Raw genomic sequence first — 19481 nt, 5'->3', positions numbered from 1 at the left:
CTGTGATCCATTCCAATTAACAGGTGTACAAATCATCGACTACCCTCACTATTTTACACCAAATGGGGACGGAATTAACGACTATTGGAATATTGTTGGTTTGGAAGATTATCCAAGTTTACAAATTAATATCTTTGATAGATTTGGTAAACTTATTAAGCAAATCAGTCCAGCAAGCAAAGGATGGGACGGTACTTACAACGGAAACCTAATGCCATCAACAGATTATTGGTTTACAGTGAAATATCCTGAAGCTAATGTGATGAAAGAATTTAAAGCGCATTTTGCTCTGAAACGATAAATATGTATATATAAGCAAAAAAAATACTCCTCGATATTGAGGAGTATTTTTTTTATAATATTATGATAAATTATTTAGCGTTGTAAACTCTTAATGCATCTTTTAAAATTTGTACAGAACGAACTAAGTCTTCTTTCTTTAAAACATAAGCGATTCTTACTTCATTTAGACCTACATTTGGAGTTGAGTAAAATCCGGCAGCAGGAGCAATCATAACAGTTTCTCCATTGTTGTCGTAAGATTCTAACAACCATTGTGCAAAATCATCCGCATTTTTAACTGGTAATTGAGCAATACAATAGAAAGCACCTTTTGGAGTAGCCACTTTTACACCTTCAATTTTATTTAATTCAGAAACAAGTGTATCTCTTCTTTCTTTATACTCTTCAATTACTTCTGTAAAATAACTTTGCGGAGTTTCTAATGCAGCTTCACTTGCAATTTGAGCAAACGTTGGAGGACTCAAACGAGCTTGCGCAAACTTCATAGCAGTAGCCATCAATTCTTTATTTTTTGAAACAATGCAACCAATTCTTGCTCCACACATACTATAACGTTTTGAAACAGAATCAATCATAATAGCATTTTCTTTAATTCCAGGAACATTCATAACAGAATAGTGCTTATCATTTTCATCATAGATAAACTCACGATAAACTTCGTCAGCAATTAAAAACAAATCGTGTTTTTTTACAATTTCTGCTAATTGTTGGATTTCTTCTTTAGAATATAAATAACCTGTTGGGTTGCCTGGATTACAAATAAGTATTGCTTTTGTTTTTGATGTAATTAATTTCTCAAAAGCCGTAATAGGAGGTAAGGCAAACCCATCATCAATTGTTGAAATAACTGGAACCACTTTTACTCCTGATGCTGTCGAAAACCCATTGTAGTTTGCATAAAAAGGTTCAGGAATGATAATTTCATCATCAACATCCATTGTGCTTCCCATGGCAAATAATAACGCTTCTGAACCACCAGTAGTAATGATGATGTCTTGAACGTCAATTGGCAATCCATGAGATTTATAATATTGCGATAGTTTGGTTCTGTAACTTTCAAAACCTGCAGAATGGCTGTATTCTAAAACTTTAATATCTGCATTTTTTACAGCATTAAGTGCAACTTCTGGAGTTTTAATATCGGGTTGACCAATGTTTAAATGATATACTTTGTTCCCTTTCTTCTTTGCAATATCTGCATAAGGCACCAATTTTCTTATTGGCGATTCGGGCATTTGTTTTCCTTTGTTTGAAACTTTTGGCATGATTGAAAATTTAGTTGTGCAAATTTGCAATTTTTTATTGTATTTATTGTTAAAAATGATTTTTCAACAACAATATTTTATTAAATTTATGAAAATATTTTTTTGATGAAGTATAAGATAATCGCCTTTCTCATTTTTTTATTTACTTCCAATTGTTGGTCACAAAATGGTTTTGAGTTTGAGACTAACAAGAAAAAGATTTCAATCCCATTCCAGTTTATAAATAATTTAATAATTATTCCAATACAAGTTAATGGTGTATCCTTAAACTTTATGGTAGATACTGGAGTTGAAGAAACAATCTTATTTAGTGTTGATGAGTCTGATGATGTAAGTTTTTCAAAAATAGAAAAAGTGCGAATTAAAGGATTTGGAAATAACGAGGCATTTGACGCGTATAAATCTGATAATAATAAATTAGAAATCAAAAACTTCACCGATACTAGTCATTGTTTATATTTAGTTTTAGATCAAAATATTAACATTTCCTCTCAAGTAGGTGTTCCAGTTAATGGTATTATTGGGAATAAGCTCTTCAAAAATAAATGTGTCAAAGTGGACTACATTTCCAAACGTATCATTATTTATAACAATGAAAAACAATTAATATCAGCAATTAAAAATTATTCAAGTTTCCCCATAGAATTAATTCACGGAAAGCCATATTTGAATGTTAATGCCTTTTTCAATACAGAAAAACAACCTCTTAAAGCGAAACTTTTAATTGATACAGGAAATACAGATGCCTTTTGGTTTTTTAAACAAAAAGACGAAGGTATTGAAATGCCAAAAAAACAAATTGATGATTTTTTAGGAAGAGGTTTTAGTGGTGATGTTTTTGGTAAACGAGGAAGAGTTCCTTCAATTACTATCGGAAATTATAGTTTTAAATATCCAATTGTAGCTTTTCCGGATACTATTGCAACTTCAGATATTGACAAAATTGAAGGTAGATTGGGTTCTGTAGGTTCAGAAGTTATGAGAAGGTTTTCTGCAATTTACGATTACAATAATAATGTAGTTTACCTTAAGAAAAATAGTAATTTCTCAGAACCTTTTAGTTTCAACATGTCAGGAGTTGAAATACAACATCAAGGTCTACAATGGATTACTGAAAGTTATGAGAACAACCCAGTTGTAAGTAATAATCTTTTTGATGCCTACGGAAATAAAGTAGTTAATAATCTTAAGTACAAGTTTGAGTTAAAACCAGTTTACGTTATAGCAAACGTTAGAAAAGATTCGCCTGCTGCAATTGCAGGACTTCAAAAAGAAGATCTTATTCTAAAAATTAACAATCAAAATGGATATAATTTTACTTTAGAAAAAATAAACGAACTTCTTAAATCTGAAGAAGGTAAATCCATTGAATTTGAAATTGATAGAAAAGGTAAAATCATGAAATTCAAATTCCAATTGAAAAATATATTATAAAAAAAACGTCCGCAATTTGCGAACGTCTAAAATTTATGATTTTTCCATCAAACTTTGCTTTTTCTCTAGCGGATTGACTTCTTTCTTAACAATCACTTCACCTTTTATTTTTAAAGCTATCATACCACTTTCAACATTTACAGCATTAGTTTCAACCGTAATAGTTTTTCTTATTGGTCCAGGATTCATGTTATATTTCACTTCAATCACACCAGTTTTACCAGGCTGAATAGGTGTTTTTGGAAAATCAGCAACTGTACAACCACAAGTAGATTTGGCATTAGTAATCACCAAAGGAGCATCACCTGTGTTAGTGAATTCAAACTTTCTCAAACCATCGTCTGTATCTTTTGTAACAGTTCCGTAGTCAATAGTATTGTCTTTGTCTTTAAATACAATTTTTGGTCCAATTTGAGCAAATGCTATACTATTTAGTAAGACAAAAGCGATAAGTATTATTTTTTTCATTGCGTTAATTTTTGGTTTCATTGGATTAGTAAAATTACGACTTTAAATTTATAAGCAAAATTTTAATTCTTAATTTTTTATAAAAGTACTTATTACTTACTTTTGCAGTAATAATTACAAAAAACATACCAAAGTTTTTAAGGAGCGAACCTGCCTGTCGGCAGACAGGTCGCTAGGGATTTATCAGCAATCCATTTTCCTGCTTTGCGAGTTACATGGTAACTTCTTCAATCAGGGCTAAAAAGTTTTGGTAATGTACTTTTGTTAATTTTATAAAACACTTTCAGTATAAATCTGAAATCTAAAATCTGAAATCTTAAATTATATGATTCCTGCACAATTCAACGCCAAAGAAGTAGAAATTAAATGGTATGACTATTGGATGAAAAACGACTATTTCACATCCAAACCAGACCATAGAACACCTTACACCATTGTTATTCCACCACCAAACGTGACTGGAGTTTTGCATATGGGGCACATGCTGAACAATACCATTCAAGATGTATTGATTCGTCGTGCTCGTCTTAAAGGATTCAATGCTTGTTGGGTTCCAGGAACCGACCATGCTTCGATTGCAACAGAGGCAAAAGTTGTTGCCAAACTAAAAAGCGAAGGAATCAACAAAAACGATTTAACGCGTGAAGAATTCCTAAAACACGCTTGGGATTGGACCAATAAATATGGCGGAACTATTCTAGAACAACTAAAACAATTAGGTTGCTCTTGCGATTGGAGCAGAACCAAATTCACTATGGACGATGATATGTCTGCTTCAGTAATTCATTCTTTTGTAGATTTATACAACAAAGGATTGATTTATCGTGGTTACCGAATGGTAAATTGGGATCCGGAAGCAAAAACGACTTTGTCAGACGAAGAAGTAATCTTTGAAGAGCGTCAAGGAAAATTATACTTCTTAAAATACAAAATTGAAGGTTCAGAAGATTTTTTGACCGTTGCTACAACGCGACCTGAAACTATTTTTGGAGATACCGCTATTTGTATCAATCCAAATGACGAACGTTTCACACATTTGAAAGGTAAAAAGGCTATTGTCCCAATTTCTGGAAGAGTTATTCCTATTATTGAAGACGAATATGTAGATGTTGAATTCGGAACTGGATGTTTAAAAGTGACTCCAGCTCACGATATGAATGATAAGACCTTAGGTGAAAAGCACAATTTAGAAATCATTGATATTTTTAATGACGATGCTTCTCTAAATTCATTCGGATTGCATTATCAAGGAAAAGATCGTTTTGTAGTTCGTGAAGAAATTGCAAAAGAGCTTGAAACAATTGGTGCTTTAGCTAAAACCGAAACACATTTAAATAAAGTAGGAACTTCAGAAAGAACCAAAGCTGTAATCGAACCACGTTTGTCAGACCAATGGTTTTTAAGCATGGAAGAGTTAGTAAAACCTGCCATTAAAGCTGTTTTGGAAACCGAAGAAGTAAAATTATATCCATCACGTTTCAATAATACCTACAAACATTGGTTAGAAAACATTCGCGATTGGAATATTTCTCGTCAACTTTGGTGGGGTCAACAAATTCCAGCTTATTTCTATGGAGACGGAAAAGAAGACTTCGTAGTAGCTAAAAATATAGATGAAGCTTTAGTTTTGGCGCAAGAAGCTACAAACAATAAACAATTAACCATAAACGACTTAAAACAAGATGCTGATGCGCTTGATACTTGGTTTTCTTCATGGTTGTGGCCAATGGCAGTTTTTGGTGGAATTCTTGATCCAGAAAATGAAGATTACAAATACTATTATCCAACTAACGATTTAGTAACTGGTCCAGATATTTTATTTTTCTGGGTTGCGAGAATGATTATTGCCGGTTATGAATATGCTGGCGAAAAACCGTTTACTAATGTATATTTAACTGGATTGGTTCGCGACAAACAACGTCGTAAGATGTCAAAATCTCTTGGAAATTCACCTGAACCATTAGAGTTAATCGAGAAATTTGGTGCCGATGGTGTTCGTGTTGGTTTGCTTTTAAGTGCTTCTGCAGGAAATGACATCATGTTCGACGAAGAATTGTGCAACCAAGGAAAAGCATTTTCTAACAAAATTTGGAATGCTTTCAAATTGATAAAAGGTTGGGAAGTTTCGGATGCAATTCCGCAACCAGAATCTTCTAAAGTAGCTATCGAATGGTATGAAACTAAGTTGCAAAGAACCTTAACTGAAATCGAAGAAAACTTTGATAAATACAGAATTTCTGATGCTTTGATGGGTATTTACAAATTGGTTTGGGACGATTTCTGTTCGTGGTTTTTAGAAATGATAAAACCAGCTTACCAACAGCCAATTGACAAAACAACATTTGACAAAGCAATAGAAATGTTGGAAAACAATTTGAAGTTATTGCATCCATTCATGCCGTTTTTAACCGAGGAAATTTGGCAACATATTGCTGATAGAACTCCAGAACAAGCATTAATTGTTTCAGAATGGCCAAGAGCAAAAGCGTATGATGAAAAACTAATAGCAGATTTCGATTTCGCTATGGAAGTAATTTCAGGAATTAGAACCATTAGAAAAGATAAGAACATTCCGTTTAAAGATGCTATCGATTTGAAAGTAGTGAATAACGAAAATGCCTCGACTTATTTTGATGCTGTAATCATGAAATTAGGAAATATCGTCGCTTTAGAATACGTTACTGATAAAGTAGATGGTGCCTTGTCTTACAGAGTAAATTCTAACGAATACTTCATTCCAATTACTGGAAATATTGATATTGAAGCCGAAGTAGCTAAATTAACCGAAGAGTTAAACTACACCAAAGGATTCTTAAAATCGGTACAAGCTAAGTTATCTAACGAGAAGTTTGTAAACGGCGCACCAGAAAAAGTATTAGAAATGGAACGCAAAAAAGAAGCCGATGCTTTAGCCAAAATAGCCACAATAGAACAAAGTATTGCTGGTTTAAAATAACAAAAAGTTGCATTATAACTTGAATTTAGCTTATTTTTAATATATTTGATTTTAATTAAAACAAATTCTATGAAACAATTACTTTTTTTAATTTTAATATTTTTTACCTCATTATCTTTCGGTCAAACTATAAATGATTATTATCATAGTGCTAATAGGAAGAAGGAGTTAAAAAACTTCGAAGGAGCAATATTAGACTATAATAAGGTCATAGAATTAGACCCAACCTATGCCTTCTCTTATTATAATAGAGCTGAAGCAAAATTAGGTATTCAAGATTATAAAGGAGCAATAGAGGATTATAGCAAAAATATTGAAATATATCCTGACGACAGAATGGCATATTATAAGAGAGGAATAATAAAACTAGCTTTAGGTAACAAAGAAGGATGTTTAGATTTAAAAAAAGCAAAAGAATTAGGGTTAGTTGAGGTCAATGAGCAAATAAAAGAGTACTGTAATTAAGTGAAAAACCCCAAGCTACGCAAAGAGTTCTCTCTATCACTACACTGCGCAAATGTCCCAAGCTATGCAAAGAGTTCTCTCAAGCACTACGCTGCGCAAATGTCTCTTGACTTTGCGCTATATTTATATCATTTTTCATAGCTAATATATTTTACAAACGAACTTGAATTTAAAACATCTACAACAGGAACTTGAACAACTTCAACATCAATAATTCCTTTACTTTCCACATAATTTGAGGCACTTGAATAAATATAATCTTGTGGCTTCAAAACTAATCCTGCACGAACAGGATTAAAATGGATGTAATCAATTTTTGACCACATAAATTTTTCTGAATATATTTCTTCTGCATGATTTCCAAGTTGCCAAAATTGATAATTCTTGTTTCTTGAATGTGTTTCTGTGGCTAATTTGAATCTTTCTAACATCCAATTTCTGCGACTTTCTGGTTCTACTTGAATTTTATGTAATATTGTTTTTGCAGTATACTTTTTAAAATCTCTAATCAAATCGGATAATTTTCCATCTTCTGATTGAATTATCATGTGAATATGATTACTCATAATCACATAACTAAATAATATCATTCCTTTATTTTTAATACAATAATCTAAACATTCAATAATAGAATCACGATAATTTTGTCTAGAAAAAACATCAACCCAATCAACAACAGTAGCTGTCAAAAAGTGAGGTAAAGTTTGTTCTCTAATTACGTATCCTTCTTTCATAGAATTTATGTTTAATCAAATATAAAAAAAAAATTCCGCAAAGTCAGGAGACATTTGCGGAGCCTTTTATAGGAACTATTTATAAATTACATTTAAAGTAAAACCATTTACATAATAAGTAGGGTTTATTCAAATTTCACTTTGGTAACTTTAGTTTCGCCATCTCTTACATAAGTAACTTCTAGTTCGTCACCTGGGTTGATTTTGCCTAAAGCTTCCATATAGTTATAAACGTCTTTGATTGTTGTTGTTCCAATTTTTGTAATAACATCACCTTCTTTAATTCCAGCAACTTGTGCAGGTCGGTTTTCTGTTACGCCATCAACATGTAAACCATCAGGATGCTCTGAGTAATCAGGCATAATTCCCATCGTTACTTTGTATTTTGGTCTTGTTTTACCTGCATTTGCTTTTGTTTTAGTAAATTCTAGTTTATCTAAATCAGCTACATCATTAGCCATTCTAAAAACAAACTCTACAATGTTTTTTACACCAGTGAAATTAATTTTATCAGTATCATCACTTGGTTTGTGGTAATCGCCATGCGTTCCTGTAAAGAAATTTAAAACCGAAATATCTTTCAAATAAAACGAAGTATGATCGGTTGGCCCAATACCACTGTCTTCTGTAGTTACATTAAAACCAGCTGGTTTGTTTTTCTCTACCAATTTTTTGAATTCTGGAGAAGTTCCAACACCACCAACAATCATCTCTTTTTTGTCGCTCAAACGTCCAATCATGTCCATATTAATCATAGCAACCACGTTTGGATACAATGTTTTCAATGTTTCCGCCATGTGTTTAGAACCAATTAAACCATCTTCTTCGCCAGAAAATAAAGCAAATATATAGTTCGCTTTTTCTGTAGTTTTATTTTTGGTCAACATACGAGCCAATTCTAAAACCCCAGAAACTCCAGAAGCATTATCATCAGCGCCATTGTGAATTTCTCCTTTAGAATTTGGTTTGGTTGAATTGTTGTGTTCATTCAATCCCAAATGGTCATAATGCGCGCCAATTACGATAGTTTTAGCTGCTTTATTGTCTAAATAAGCAATAACGTTTCTACCATTATTAGTTTCGCTTTTATCAGTAATAGAATCGTTTGGACTCAATCGAACTTTGTAATCGAATTTTTGTAAATACGTTTTTCCAGAATATGGTTTTAAACCTAAAGCTTTGAATTGTGCCGAAATATAATCAGCAGCTTTTTGCTCGCCAACAGAACCTGTTAAACGACCTTTCAACTCATCAGAAGCTAAATAAGAAATATGCTTGTTTAGAAGTTCTGGTTTTACATTTTCAGTTTCGTCACTGTCAACCCAATCTGCAATAAAAACATTGGTTTCACGAGCTGCAGTTTGTTGACGATTACTTGACCAAACTAATTTCTTTCCGTCTGGTGAAAACATTGGAAAAGCATTAAATTCACTTTCCCATGTTATTTGTTTCAAATTACTTCCATCTACATCAATCATGTACAACTGAAAATCGTAGCCACGAGTTGAATGATGATTGGATGAAAAGATAATTTTTTTATCATTTGGACTAAAAAATGGAGCCCAATTGGCTTTTCCTAAATGAGTTACTTGTTTAACATCAGTTCCATCAACATTACAAGTGTAGATTTCCATTTCTGTTGGAGCTACAACATTTTCTGCTAATAAATCTTTGTATTCTTTAATGTCTTTTTCAGTTTTAGGTCGCGACGAGCGGAAAACTAATTTTTTACTATCGTGCGAAAAGAAACTTCCACCATCATATCCTAAACCATTAGTAACTTGTTTCAAATTGCTTCCGTCGATGTCCATTGTCCACAATTCCAAATCACCAGAGCGAGTAGAAGTGAAGGCAATTTTCTTTCCATCTGGAGAAACTACAGCTTCTGCGTCATAACCTGGAGTGTTAGTTAATTGTTTTACAATGTTACCATTCAAATCGGCAATATAAATATCAAATTCTGGGTAAACTGCCCAAAGGTATTTTCCTTCTCTTGGTTTTGGTGGCGCTGGACAAGCTTCACTTGAAGCATGTGTAGAAGCATAGATAATGTGCTTTCCATCTGGCATAAAATAGGAACAAGTAGTTCTTCCTTTTCCAGTAGAAATTAGTTTCAAATTTTCTGAAGAATAACTTTTGCTTTGCAAATCATACATATAAATCTGATCGCAAAGAATATTAGCTTTCGGATTAGAAACTTGTAAAGTCAAAAGTGAACTGTTTGGACTAAAATACGCTTCTGCATTGTCACCACCATTGGTAAGTTTCTGAATGTTTTTAAGATTTTTCTCTTGTCCAACTGCGTTCAAAGAAAGAAGTATAAAAAAGAACTTAGCAAAAGAATTTAGTTTTGAAATATTAGGATACATATATAATTTAATAAAGTATTTTTTAAATGCGAGCAAAGATAATAAAATTGATTTTTTTACTCTAGTGGTTTACAATAAAATATAGGTTTATTTAACACTTGATTAAGTGAATTCAAAACACAAAAAATCCCAAGTTATTGGCTTGGGATTTTAATTTATTTTTTAATGGCTTCTTCATATTTTTCACCAACTTTTTTCCAATTGATGACATTAAAAAAGGCTTCAATGTATTTCTTTCTTTTGTTTTGATAATTCAAATAGTAGGCATGTTCCCAAACGTCTATAGCTAAGATTGGAGTTCCTGCAACAAGAGCTCTTGGCATTAACGGATTGTCTTGATTTGGCGTACTTGTAACTTGTAATTTTCCTGCTTTATCAACTATCAACCAAGCCCAACCTGAACCAAATTGTTTAATAGCAGCATCTTCAAACTGGATTTTAAAATTATCAAATGAACCAAAATCTTTATCAATAGCGCTTGCCAAAGTATCGGAAGGTTTTCCGCCAGCTTTTGGTGCCATAATGTCAAAATACAAAGTATGATTGTAGTAACCACCTAAATTGTTTCGTAAATCGGCATTATTTAAATCCAATTTTTTGAAAATATCTTCGATTGGAAGGCTTTCTAACTCGTTTCCAGCCAAAGCTTTATTTAAGTTGTTGGTATACGTTAAATAATGTTTAGAATAATGCAGTTCCATGGTCATAGCATCAATATTTGGAGCTAAAGCATCATAGTTATAGGGAAGTTTCAATAATTCAAAGGCACCAGCATCAGCTTTAACGTCTTCTGGTAAACCAATAGTCATTTTTTCTTCTTTAGAAGGAAGAGGCACTTCAACTACTTCGGTATATTTTTTTCTTTTGCAGGAACCAATTGAAAGGAAAAAAATCGAACTTAATACAATTAAAATTACTTTTTTCATTGGTTATTTCTTTTTTACTAAATCAGTGATGGCTTCAATGTATAATTCTTTACATTCTTCTTGTGTAAGATGACTTATTTGCATCCAAGCATTCATTTTAAAAGCATTTCTCAAATCGTAAACTGGATAAACTCTACTTGTTATTGTTCCGTGCGTTGATTGTTTATACAACGCATACAACCGTAACTGAACATCTTGTGGTAGTTCGGCTTGAGTTATTGTATTTGCCAATGTTACGGCATTTTCGAAGCGTTTTTCTAAATCTTCTTGCATTTATTTGCTAGCAACTATAGTTTGATTTCCTACTGCTTTTTGTCCAATTTTTACGTTTACATTGGTTCCAATTGGTAAATAAATATCAACTCTTGAACCAAATTTTATGAATCCTGCATCTTCACCTTGTCTAACTTGCATTCCTTCTTCAGCATAATTTACAATTCTTTTTGCCAAAGCACCTGCAATTTGTCTGTACATGATTTCTCCAAAAATTCTATTTTCAATTACAACTGTTGTTCTTTCGTTTTCTGTACTTGCTTTTGGATGCCAAGCAACTAGAAACTTCCCTGGATGATATTTACTATATCTCACTTTTCCACTTGTAGCATAACGTGTTACGTGCACATTTATTGGCGACATAAAAATAGAAACTTGCAAACGTTGGTCTTTAAAATATTCGGGTTCAAAAACTTCTTCAATTACTACAACTTTTCCATCTACTGGAGCAATTATATTGTAATCATTTACTTCTAAAGGTCTTTTAGGATTTCTAAAAAATTGCAATACAGTTACTAAAAGCAATAGCATAAGTATTTGTACTGATTTTAAAACCCAAGGATTTGATATAACCATTGGAGAAACTAATAGTAAAACTACAAATAGTGTTGTAGAAATAAGAATAATCTTGGCACCTTCTTTATGAAACATAATATAAAATTTGATAAAATAAAAATACAAATGGAGCTACAAATATAATACTATCTAATCGATCTAAAATACCACCATGACCAGGCATAATTTTTCCGCTGTCTTTTACGCCAGCAATACGCTTGAATTTGGATTCAATTAAATCACCTAATGTACCGAAAATACTGACAATTAAGGAAATTATTACCCAAATGTAAGTATTAGATGCGCCAATGTAAAATTTAGAAATTAAAATACTTGCAATAAAACTAAAAACTAACCCACCTACAAAACCTTCAATGGTTTTTTTAGGAGAAATTTTTTCTAATAATTTATGTTTACCAATCGATTTTCCTACAATGTATGCAAAAGTATCATTTGTCCAAATTAAAATAAAAATACTGATTATGATTTCAGCATTAAATCCTTTAATACCAAAAGGTATTTTGGTAATCAGGATGAATGGAATGATGATATAACCAATAAGGTAAATGTATTTCGAAAGGGTATCAATTTTTTCTTTCTTGGTATTGAAAAGTAAAAGCAAACATTTTATGGAAACAAAAAGCGTTGCAATTAATATTAAAATATCATTGGTTTTGTTGGTTCTAAATTGGCTTCCTAAATAAAATGCTGTTCCACCAACTAAAAGAGGTAAAATTTTATTCAAATTTATTAATTGGCAAAACTCATAAATCGCAATAAGCATAAAAATGCCAAATAGTATAAAGAAACTATTTGCAGAGTAGGAAGTAGCAAACAGTAAAAGCGTTACATATACTACACCCGAAAGTAATCTCGTTAACGATTCATTCATTTTATAAATCTTCTAAAAGAAGTAGGTAAAGATTTTTGGCACAACTTCCATAGGTCAAGAAATCTTCTTCTTGTACTTTCTCAAAATATTTTATGGTAGTAATATTGGTAGGATAGTCTTTATCGTATTTTTTCTTAATAACTCTTAAACCGTCACTTTTAGATTCTAATATCTGACTTGTAGTAGCAAGTATTACAATATTGTCAGGTAATTCGTTTGGTTTTTTTTGTTTGATTTGATTTGAGGAAAACAACACTGAACCTTCATCTGCAATTAAATTTTCACAACTTGCAAAAAAGAATTTAGGTTCTGTTGGATTGGCATAACTTAATTTATTTTCATCTAACAGGTTATAAAGTTTTGGTTCAAAACATAATACTTCACTTTCAAACCAATCATTTTCCTCAAGTATATTTTCGAACTGTTCCCTTACTTCGTTTAAATTTTCACAATAGATAAACTTACCGCCATTTTTCTTAAAATTGAAAGTAAATAAATCGTCAATTGGAAGATTTGAAGGTTTGGGAGTATTATATTCACTTTGGTTTTCCTCATCGGAAGCATCATTGCTAGAACCAAATATTTTTCTGAAAAGACTCATATTGCTGTATAAAATTCTTTAAATATCATTTGAAAACCTTCAAAGATAAAAAAATCTTAATTCAAAAGCATTTTTTGAATTAAGATTTTTAAATTTTTATATTTAACTGTTGTTTAAGCAGTAAATTCAGTGTTCTCTTCGTTGTCTATTTGATAAGGACGTTTGCCAAAAATAGTTTCCAAATCATCTTTGAAAATCACCTCTTTTTCAATCAAAATATCGGCAAGTTGTAACAATTTATCCTTGTTATCTTTAAGAATTTCAATCGCTCTTTGATACTGACCTTCAATAAGAAGTGAAATTTCTTTATCAATAGTGATAGCTGTATCTTCTGAGTAAGGCTTACTAAAGTTATATTCGCTTTGTCCTGAAGAATCGTAATAAGTGATATTACCTAATTTTTCATTCAGGCCATAAATAGTTACCATAGCACGAGCTTGTTTTGTAACTTTTTCTAAATCAGATAAAGCACCTGTCGAAATAGTATCAAAAATTACTTTTTCTGCAGCACGACCACCCATAGTAGCGCACATTTCATCAAGCATTTGATCTGGACGTACAATAAGTCTTTCCTCTGGTAAATACCAAGCAGCACCAAGACTTTGACCTCTAGGAACAATAGTAACTTTAATAAGTGGAGCAGCATGTTCTAACATCCAACTTACGGTTGCGTGACCAGCTTCGTGAACTGCAATAGCTCTCTTTTCTGCAGGTGTAACTATTTTGTTTTTCTTTTCCAATCCGCCAACAATTCTGTCAACTGCGTCTAGGAAATCTTGTTTGTCAACAGCTGATTTGTTATTACGAGCAGCAATTAAAGCCGCTTCGTTACAAACATTTGCAATATCGGCTCCAGAGAAACCTGGAGTTTGTTTTGCTAAAAAGTCAGTATCTAAACCTTCTACTTTTTTCAAAGGTGCTAAATGCACTTCGAAGATTTCTTTACGTTCTCTAATGTCTGGTAAATCCACATAAATTTGTCTGTCAAAACGCCCAGCACGCATTAATGCTTTGTCTAAAACGTCAGCTCTATTGGTTGCAGCTAAAACAATAACGTGAGTGTTTGTTCCAAAACCATCCATTTCGGTAAGTAATTGGTTCAAGGTATTTTCTCGCTCGTCGTTTCCGCCTGACATGTTATTTTTACCTCTTGCACGACCAACAGCATCAATCTCATCAATAAAAATGATGGCTGGTGATTTTTCTTTAGCTTGTTTGAATAAATCTCTTACACGAGAAGCACCAACACCAACAAACATTTCAACAAAATCTGAACCTGAAAGTGAGAAGAAAGGCACTTTAGCTTCACCAGCAACGGCTTTAGCAAGCAACGTTTTTCCAGTCCCTGGAGGTCCAACTAAAAGCGCTCCTTTTGGAATTTTACCACCTAAAACAGTATATTTTTCTGGATTTTTAAGAAATTCTACAATTTCTTGAACTTCCTCTTTTGCACCTTCTAATCCGGCAACGTCTTTGAAAGTTGTTTTTACTTCTGATTTTTCATCAAAAAGCTTAGCTCTAGATTTCCCAATGTTGAAGATTTGACCTCCGCCACCTCCAGCACCACCGCCAGACATTCTTCTCATGAAATATAACCAAACTCCAATAAGAATAATCATTGGCAATAAACCAACTAAGAATTCTGACCAATCACTTTTGCTTTGAAAATCGAAATCTTTGATTTTTTTCTGAGCTCTTGCATCAACTAATTTCTTTTGAAAAAGTTCATCATTTCCTGGATCAAAAATGTAATGTGGTCCTTTATTCGGATTACCAAAAACATCTTTAGCTATCTTTTCATTAGCTTTAGATTTCAAGGCTTTAGCTGTTAAATAAGCTTCTGCCTGATTTTTATTGTAAATAATTACTTTTTCAATCTGACCACTATTCAAGAGTTCATCAAATTTTGATGAAGAAATTTTTGAAGGATCTTGAAGACTTGAGCCTCCTAATATGTTTAATACAACAAATATAAGAATAACTCCTCCTGAAATCCACCATGGACTAAATTTTAAACCGCTTGGCTTTTTGTTCTCTGACATTATTTATAGTGCTTTTAGTATTTATTTTCTAAAGTAGTAATTTTTGCATCTCCCCAAAGGCCTTCAATATTATAATATTCTCGAATTTCTTTTTGAAATACGTGAACTACAATACTAACATAATCCATTAAAACCCATTCAGCATTGTCTGTTCCTTCAACATGCCAAGGTTTGTCTTTTATTTCTTTGGATACAACTTTTTGAACGGAGTTAACAATAGCGTTAACTTGTGTATTTGATGAACCGTTGCAAATAACAAAATAATCGCAAACAGCGGTATCTATTTCTCTTAAATCAAGGATTTCAATATCATTTCCTTTTACTTCTTCTATTCCTTTGATGATGTTTGTTAATAAAACATCGGTACTAATTGTTTTTTTTGCCATCTAAATTTTATATAATTTGCAAAGGTATCAAAATTTGTGATTATTTTTGATGCTTAACATAAGTTTAAACTCTGTTTTATAAAAATAATTCCCATGAACTTAATCAAACTCGATGCCATAGAATCTACAAACGATTTTTTGAAAGAAATGTCAAGAAGTCAAATCGTAGAAAACTTTACTGTTGTAATTGCCAAGAATCAAACAAAAGGTAAAGGTCAAATGGGTGCTACATGGGAAACAGAAAGTGGTAAAAACTTAATTATGAGTATCTTGGTTAAAGAAGTATTGAAAGATATTGATGAAATATTTCATTTAAATGTTGCTGTTGCACTCTCAGTAATTAAAGCTTTAGAACCTTTAAACTTGCCAAAACTTTCTATTAAATGGCCAAACGACATTATGGCAGAAAACAAAAAAATTGGTGGCATCTTAATTGAAAATAGCTTCAAATCTGACAATAAGATCGAATCTATAATTGGAATCGGATTAAATGTTAATCAAATCAACTTTGATAATTTGCCAAAAGCGTCTTCATTATCGTTGCTAAAAGAGAAAGAATTTGATTTAAATGAGATTTTAGAAAAATTATTTTTTCAAATAAAAAAACAATGCAGTTTATTGCTTTCCAATCAACATGATTTTCTGTGGAATGAGTATCACAAAAATCTTTTCAAATTAAACACGCCCATTGCCTTTTCAGACAATGAAAATAATCAATTTATGGGAATCATTCAAGGTGTAAATTTTGAAGGTAGGTTGGAAGTACTTCTTAACGACGACTCTGTAAAAACTTTTGGTGTAAAAGAGATTCAAATGTTATTTTAAAGTTATAAATGCATAAAAAAACCTCGTAACGAATTAGATACGAGGTTTTTCTGTTTTGTATTGCTGCCTTTTGTTATTCCGTAGGAATCTATTCTTTACAACTTATGCATATTTTCAGCCAAAGTTTCAATGAATTTTGAAATCGGGCCTTTAATCATCATTGCCATCATTGGGTTGAAATCGCCCTCAAAATCTAATTTTACTTCACTTGAATTTTCAGTAATAGCATCAATACTCGCCACTAATGTAAAAGGAAGTTTATCACTTGCCGCAGCAAGATTCACTTTAGAATGTGGAACGCCTTCTTTCAATCTCAATTTGATTTCTGGCATACCTTTCAAACCAAAGTTGAAAATATCATCACCAAGAACTTCAAATTTGGCAATGTTCTCTGGCATTAATTTTTCAAAATTTTTCACATCAGACAATTGAGTGTATAAATACTCAGCCGATTTTTCCACAGTAACTTTTGGACTTTCTAAGTTCATATTTTTTATTTTTTTAGAGAAAAGAACATAGAACTCTATTTTCTATACTCTTTGTTCTTTCTTCTTTCTTCTTTCTTCTTTCTTCTTTCTTCTTTCTTCTTTCTTCTTTCTTCTTTCTTCTATTTTTTTAAACACTCCAAGTTGATGGACTTTTTCGCCATTCCTGTAATGTTTTTTGTTCTTCTTCTGTAATATATTGCTTTTCTACAGCTAGTTCCAAAAGATGTTCGTAATTGCTTAATGTATTCAAATTTACATTCGCATTTTTGAAGTTTTCTTCTGCAACATCAAATCCGTAAGAGAAAATGGCTAACATTCCTTTTACATTTGCTCCGGCTTCTTTTAATGCTTCAACGGCAAGCAAACTACTATTTCCTGTCGAAATCAAATCTTCAACTACAACAACATTCTGACCTTTTTGTAAAAAACCTTCTACTTGATTTTGTCTTCCATGCTTTTTTGGCTCTGGTCTAACGTACACAAATGGCAGTCCTAATTCTTCTGCAACAAGTATACCAATGCCAATTGCTCCTGTTGCAACACCTGCAATGACATCTGGTTTACCATAAATTTCTTCAATTTGCTTAGAAAATTCATCGCGAATGTAATTTCTAATCGCTGGAAATGAAAGCGTTAGACGATTATCACAATAAATAGGTGAGTTCCAACCCGAAGCCCACTTAAAAGGATTTGACGGATTCAATTTAATTGCATTTATTTGTAAAAGCAATTCGGCTGTTTTTTCGGCTGTTTCTTTATTAAAAATCATACTGCAAATGTATAAAGTTTTTGTGAACGATAAACCACTTTTTTTGACAAATGAAGTCGCAAAGGAAACCGACTTTCAATTATTCTTGCTTGAAAGTGTTGACATTGAACAGCTTATTGTAAAGATGTTCAACAATAAGATTAATAAAGCTTATTTGTATTATCCCGACGAAAAGGAAATTCTGAAAAAAGTAAAGGAAAAAATCCCTGTAAAAAAAGCTGGTGGTGGATTGGTTTACAACAAAAATGGTGACGTTTTATTCATTTTTAGAAACGGAAAATGGGATTTGCCAAAAGGTGGTTGCGATAAAGGTGAAGAAATTGAGGATTGCTCGATAAGAGAAGTTGAGGAAGAAACTGGTGTTAAAGGTTTGAAAATCACTAAAAAACTTCAAAAAACGTATCATGTTTTTAAGCGTAATGGTGAGTATAGACTAAAAATTACTCATTGGTTTGAAATGACTACTGATTTTGAAGACAAATTAACACCTCAAAAAGAAGAAGGAATTAAAAAAGCCGTTTGGTTAAAACCCGAAGATGTTCAAGAAGCATTGAAAAATTCGTATGAAAATATCAAATTGTTGTTTGAGGAAGAAAATGAAAATAGTATCAAAATCTGATGTATCAATTGAAGAAAAGGAAATCATTTTCTAGTTTTTAATAACTTTTCCTTAATCTAAAAATTAATGCTATCTATCACATAATAAAGTATCAATACCATTCTTTGAGTTCTTTGTCAAATTCTTTTTTGTTGTGATTTAAATATTCAAGCTCTAATACATATTCTTGCCCATCACAATTATATTCAATTTTATTTACAATGTAACTTTGTAGCAAGTTAAAATCTTGTTTCTCAATGATACTCTTAATTTCATTTGGATATTTACCAAATTTGCTTTTGTGAACTTCAATTTCATTGGTGATTTTTATTCCTATTTTGTTTGATGTAAAATCATATATTTCAAATATAAATAACAATACAATCATATTCATAAAACCCAAAAAAGTAATGATTTTAGACCATTTATAGATTAAAGATTTGTTATTAGTACCGCTGTACCATTTTGCAATCAAAGCTGAACATCCCATAATTACAATAATTGTCATAAAAGCAGTGAAATTAATCAATGATGCAACAATTAAAATGATTAGAATAAATAAATATAGTAGATAATTATGAAACTCAAATGTTGTATTTAATTTTTGATTTGATAAAAATATTCTAATTTGATTGGATCTTTCATTTTTTTCGGAATGAATTAATTTATTTATCAATTCTGAAAGTTTTATTTCATCAACTTTTATTTGGCTTAAATTTAAATTTAATTTCTGTGCACCAATTATTTCATTTAATTTTTCTACCCATTTATATTGTTTGGTTTCACTATCAAAAGCTTCGTTTACTATTATTGAAATGAATTTTTGGTCAGAAATATCTAATGGATAAGCTTCAATGATATGTTTCCATTCTATCTGACCTTGTTTTAATGTTTTATCGAAGATTCCATTTTCATTAATAATTATTTGTACTCTTTTATCAAAGAATGTAAATATTCCAATTAGAACTCCTAAACCAAAGAACAATGTAGTGAACCAACCCATATAATAATCAAAAGTTCCATTTTGTTCTCTTAAAATCACCCAAATACCAATCATTACAAAAGGCAATGAAAGAGCAATTATTTTAAACCCTTTTCCGCTTGATTTGTATAATTTTATTTCAGCCATTAT

The 19481-nt window shown here is 31.6% G+C and carries 20 protein-coding genes; 6 read left to right on the top strand and 14 right to left on the bottom strand.

Annotation, left to right across the window (positions count from 1 at the left end; translation table 11 throughout):
- Positions 1–301: T9SS type B sorting domain-containing protein (locus ABD771_RS04710; protein WP_345091327.1), on the top strand; the 301-nt coding region annotated here is incomplete at its 5' end.
- Between the two features lie 70 nt (positions 302–371).
- Here ABD771_RS04710 and ABD771_RS04705 read toward each other — a convergent pair.
- The gene (locus ABD771_RS04705; protein ID WP_345091325.1) at positions 372–1568 is read right to left on the bottom strand and encodes a pyridoxal phosphate-dependent aminotransferase; all 1197 of its coding nucleotides are present in this window, start codon (positions 1566–1568) and stop codon (positions 372–374) included.
- A 105-nt stretch (positions 1569–1673) separates the two neighbouring features.
- On the opposite strand from ABD771_RS04705, the gene ABD771_RS04700 reads away from it, so the two are divergent.
- A complete protein-coding gene (locus ABD771_RS04700) occupies positions 1674–3002 on the top strand; it encodes a PDZ domain-containing protein (RefSeq protein WP_345091322.1) in 1329 nt (442 codons plus the stop codon).
- A 33-nt stretch (positions 3003–3035) separates the two neighbouring features.
- Here the strand turns inward: ABD771_RS04700 and ABD771_RS04695 are convergent, their stop codons facing one another.
- Complete coding sequence (locus ABD771_RS04695) at positions 3036–3470, bottom strand: DUF1573 domain-containing protein (protein WP_345091319.1); 435 nt, start codon at positions 3468–3470, stop codon at positions 3036–3038.
- Between the two features lie 325 nt (positions 3471–3795).
- On the opposite strand from ABD771_RS04695, the gene ABD771_RS04690 reads away from it, so the two are divergent.
- Positions 3796–6426 carry a valine--tRNA ligase gene (locus ABD771_RS04690; protein WP_345091317.1) on the top strand — a complete coding sequence of 877 codons (2631 nt, stop codon included), beginning with the start codon at positions 3796–3798 and terminating at the stop codon, positions 6424–6426.
- A 69-nt stretch (positions 6427–6495) separates the two neighbouring features.
- Complete coding sequence (locus tag ABD771_RS04685) at positions 6496–6891, top strand: tetratricopeptide repeat protein (RefSeq protein WP_345091314.1); 396 nt, start codon at positions 6496–6498, stop codon at positions 6889–6891.
- 128 nt (positions 6892–7019) lie between these two features.
- Here ABD771_RS04685 and ABD771_RS04680 read toward each other — a convergent pair whose 3' ends face one another.
- From ABD771_RS04680 to rsfS, 9 genes are all read right to left on the bottom strand, one after another.
- Positions 7020–7625, bottom strand: a complete 606-nt coding sequence (locus tag ABD771_RS04680) for an REP-associated tyrosine transposase (RefSeq protein ID WP_345091311.1) — start codon at positions 7623–7625, stop codon at positions 7020–7022.
- Between the two features lie 125 nt (positions 7626–7750).
- Entirely contained in the window at positions 7751–9994 is a 2244-nt protein-coding gene (locus ABD771_RS04675; protein ID WP_345091308.1) for a M20/M25/M40 family metallo-hydrolase, read from the bottom strand.
- Between the two features lie 155 nt (positions 9995–10149).
- Entirely contained in the window at positions 10150–10920 is a 771-nt protein-coding gene (locus tag ABD771_RS04670) for a superoxide dismutase (RefSeq protein ID WP_345091305.1), read from the bottom strand.
- Positions 10921–10923: 3 nt separating this feature from the next.
- Positions 10924–11193 (bottom strand): acyl-CoA-binding protein, encoded by a 270-nt coding sequence (locus tag ABD771_RS04665; RefSeq protein ID WP_345091302.1) that lies wholly within the window; start codon positions 11191–11193, stop codon positions 10924–10926.
- On the bottom strand, positions 11194–11844 hold the full coding sequence (locus ABD771_RS04660) for a phosphatidylserine decarboxylase family protein (RefSeq protein ID WP_345091299.1): 651 nt from the start codon (positions 11842–11844) through the stop codon (positions 11194–11196).
- Positions 11834–12640, bottom strand: a complete 807-nt coding sequence (locus ABD771_RS04655; RefSeq protein WP_345091296.1) for a phosphatidate cytidylyltransferase — start codon at positions 12638–12640, stop codon at positions 11834–11836. Before ABD771_RS04655 ends, ABD771_RS04660 begins: the two co-directional genes overlap by 11 nt.
- Before the next feature lies 1 nt (position 12641).
- Positions 12642–13241 (bottom strand): LUD domain-containing protein, encoded by a 600-nt coding sequence (locus ABD771_RS04650; protein ID WP_345091294.1) that lies wholly within the window; start codon positions 13239–13241, stop codon positions 12642–12644.
- Positions 13242–13354: 113 nt separating this feature from the next.
- Complete coding sequence (ftsH, locus tag ABD771_RS04645) at positions 13355–15283, bottom strand: ATP-dependent zinc metalloprotease FtsH (RefSeq protein ID WP_345091291.1); 1929 nt, start codon at positions 15281–15283, stop codon at positions 13355–13357.
- 14 nt (positions 15284–15297) lie between these two features.
- Positions 15298–15669: a ribosome silencing factor gene (gene rsfS / locus ABD771_RS04640; RefSeq protein ID WP_298305835.1), complete on the bottom strand. Its 372-nt coding sequence runs from the start codon at positions 15667–15669 to the stop codon at positions 15298–15300.
- A 93-nt stretch (positions 15670–15762) separates the two neighbouring features.
- Between rsfS and ABD771_RS04635 the strand changes: the two genes are divergently transcribed.
- Positions 15763–16494 (top strand): biotin--[acetyl-CoA-carboxylase] ligase, encoded by a 732-nt coding sequence (locus ABD771_RS04635; RefSeq protein WP_345091286.1) that lies wholly within the window; start codon positions 15763–15765, stop codon positions 16492–16494.
- 95 nt (positions 16495–16589) lie between these two features.
- On the opposite strand, the gene ABD771_RS04630 is transcribed toward ABD771_RS04635, so the two are convergent.
- Both ABD771_RS04630 and pyrE read right to left on the bottom strand, forming a co-directional pair.
- Positions 16590–16982, bottom strand: a complete 393-nt coding sequence (locus ABD771_RS04630) for an SRPBCC family protein (RefSeq protein WP_345091284.1) — start codon at positions 16980–16982, stop codon at positions 16590–16592.
- Between the two features lie 127 nt (positions 16983–17109).
- Positions 17110–17751 (bottom strand): orotate phosphoribosyltransferase, encoded by a 642-nt coding sequence (gene pyrE, locus ABD771_RS04625; protein WP_345091279.1) that lies wholly within the window; start codon positions 17749–17751, stop codon positions 17110–17112.
- A 7-nt stretch (positions 17752–17758) separates the two neighbouring features.
- Between pyrE and ABD771_RS04620 the strand changes: the two genes are divergently transcribed.
- Positions 17759–18370, top strand: a complete 612-nt coding sequence (locus tag ABD771_RS04620) for an NUDIX hydrolase (protein ID WP_345091276.1) — start codon at positions 17759–17761, stop codon at positions 18368–18370.
- A gap of 91 nt (positions 18371–18461) precedes the next feature.
- On the opposite strand, the gene ABD771_RS04615 is transcribed toward ABD771_RS04620, so the two are convergent.
- On the bottom strand, positions 18462–19478 hold the full coding sequence (locus tag ABD771_RS04615) for an STM3941 family protein (RefSeq protein ID WP_345091273.1): 1017 nt from the start codon (positions 19476–19478) through the stop codon (positions 18462–18464).
- Positions 19479–19481 lie beyond the last annotated feature (3 nt).

It is taken from the genome of Flavobacterium chungnamense, from assembly GCF_039539165.1.
GTDB classification, from domain to species: domain Bacteria; phylum Bacteroidota; class Bacteroidia; order Flavobacteriales; family Flavobacteriaceae; genus Flavobacterium; species Flavobacterium chungnamense.
Note: the sequence above shows the minus strand (reverse complement) of the source record. Positions and strands in the feature narration are given on the sequence as shown.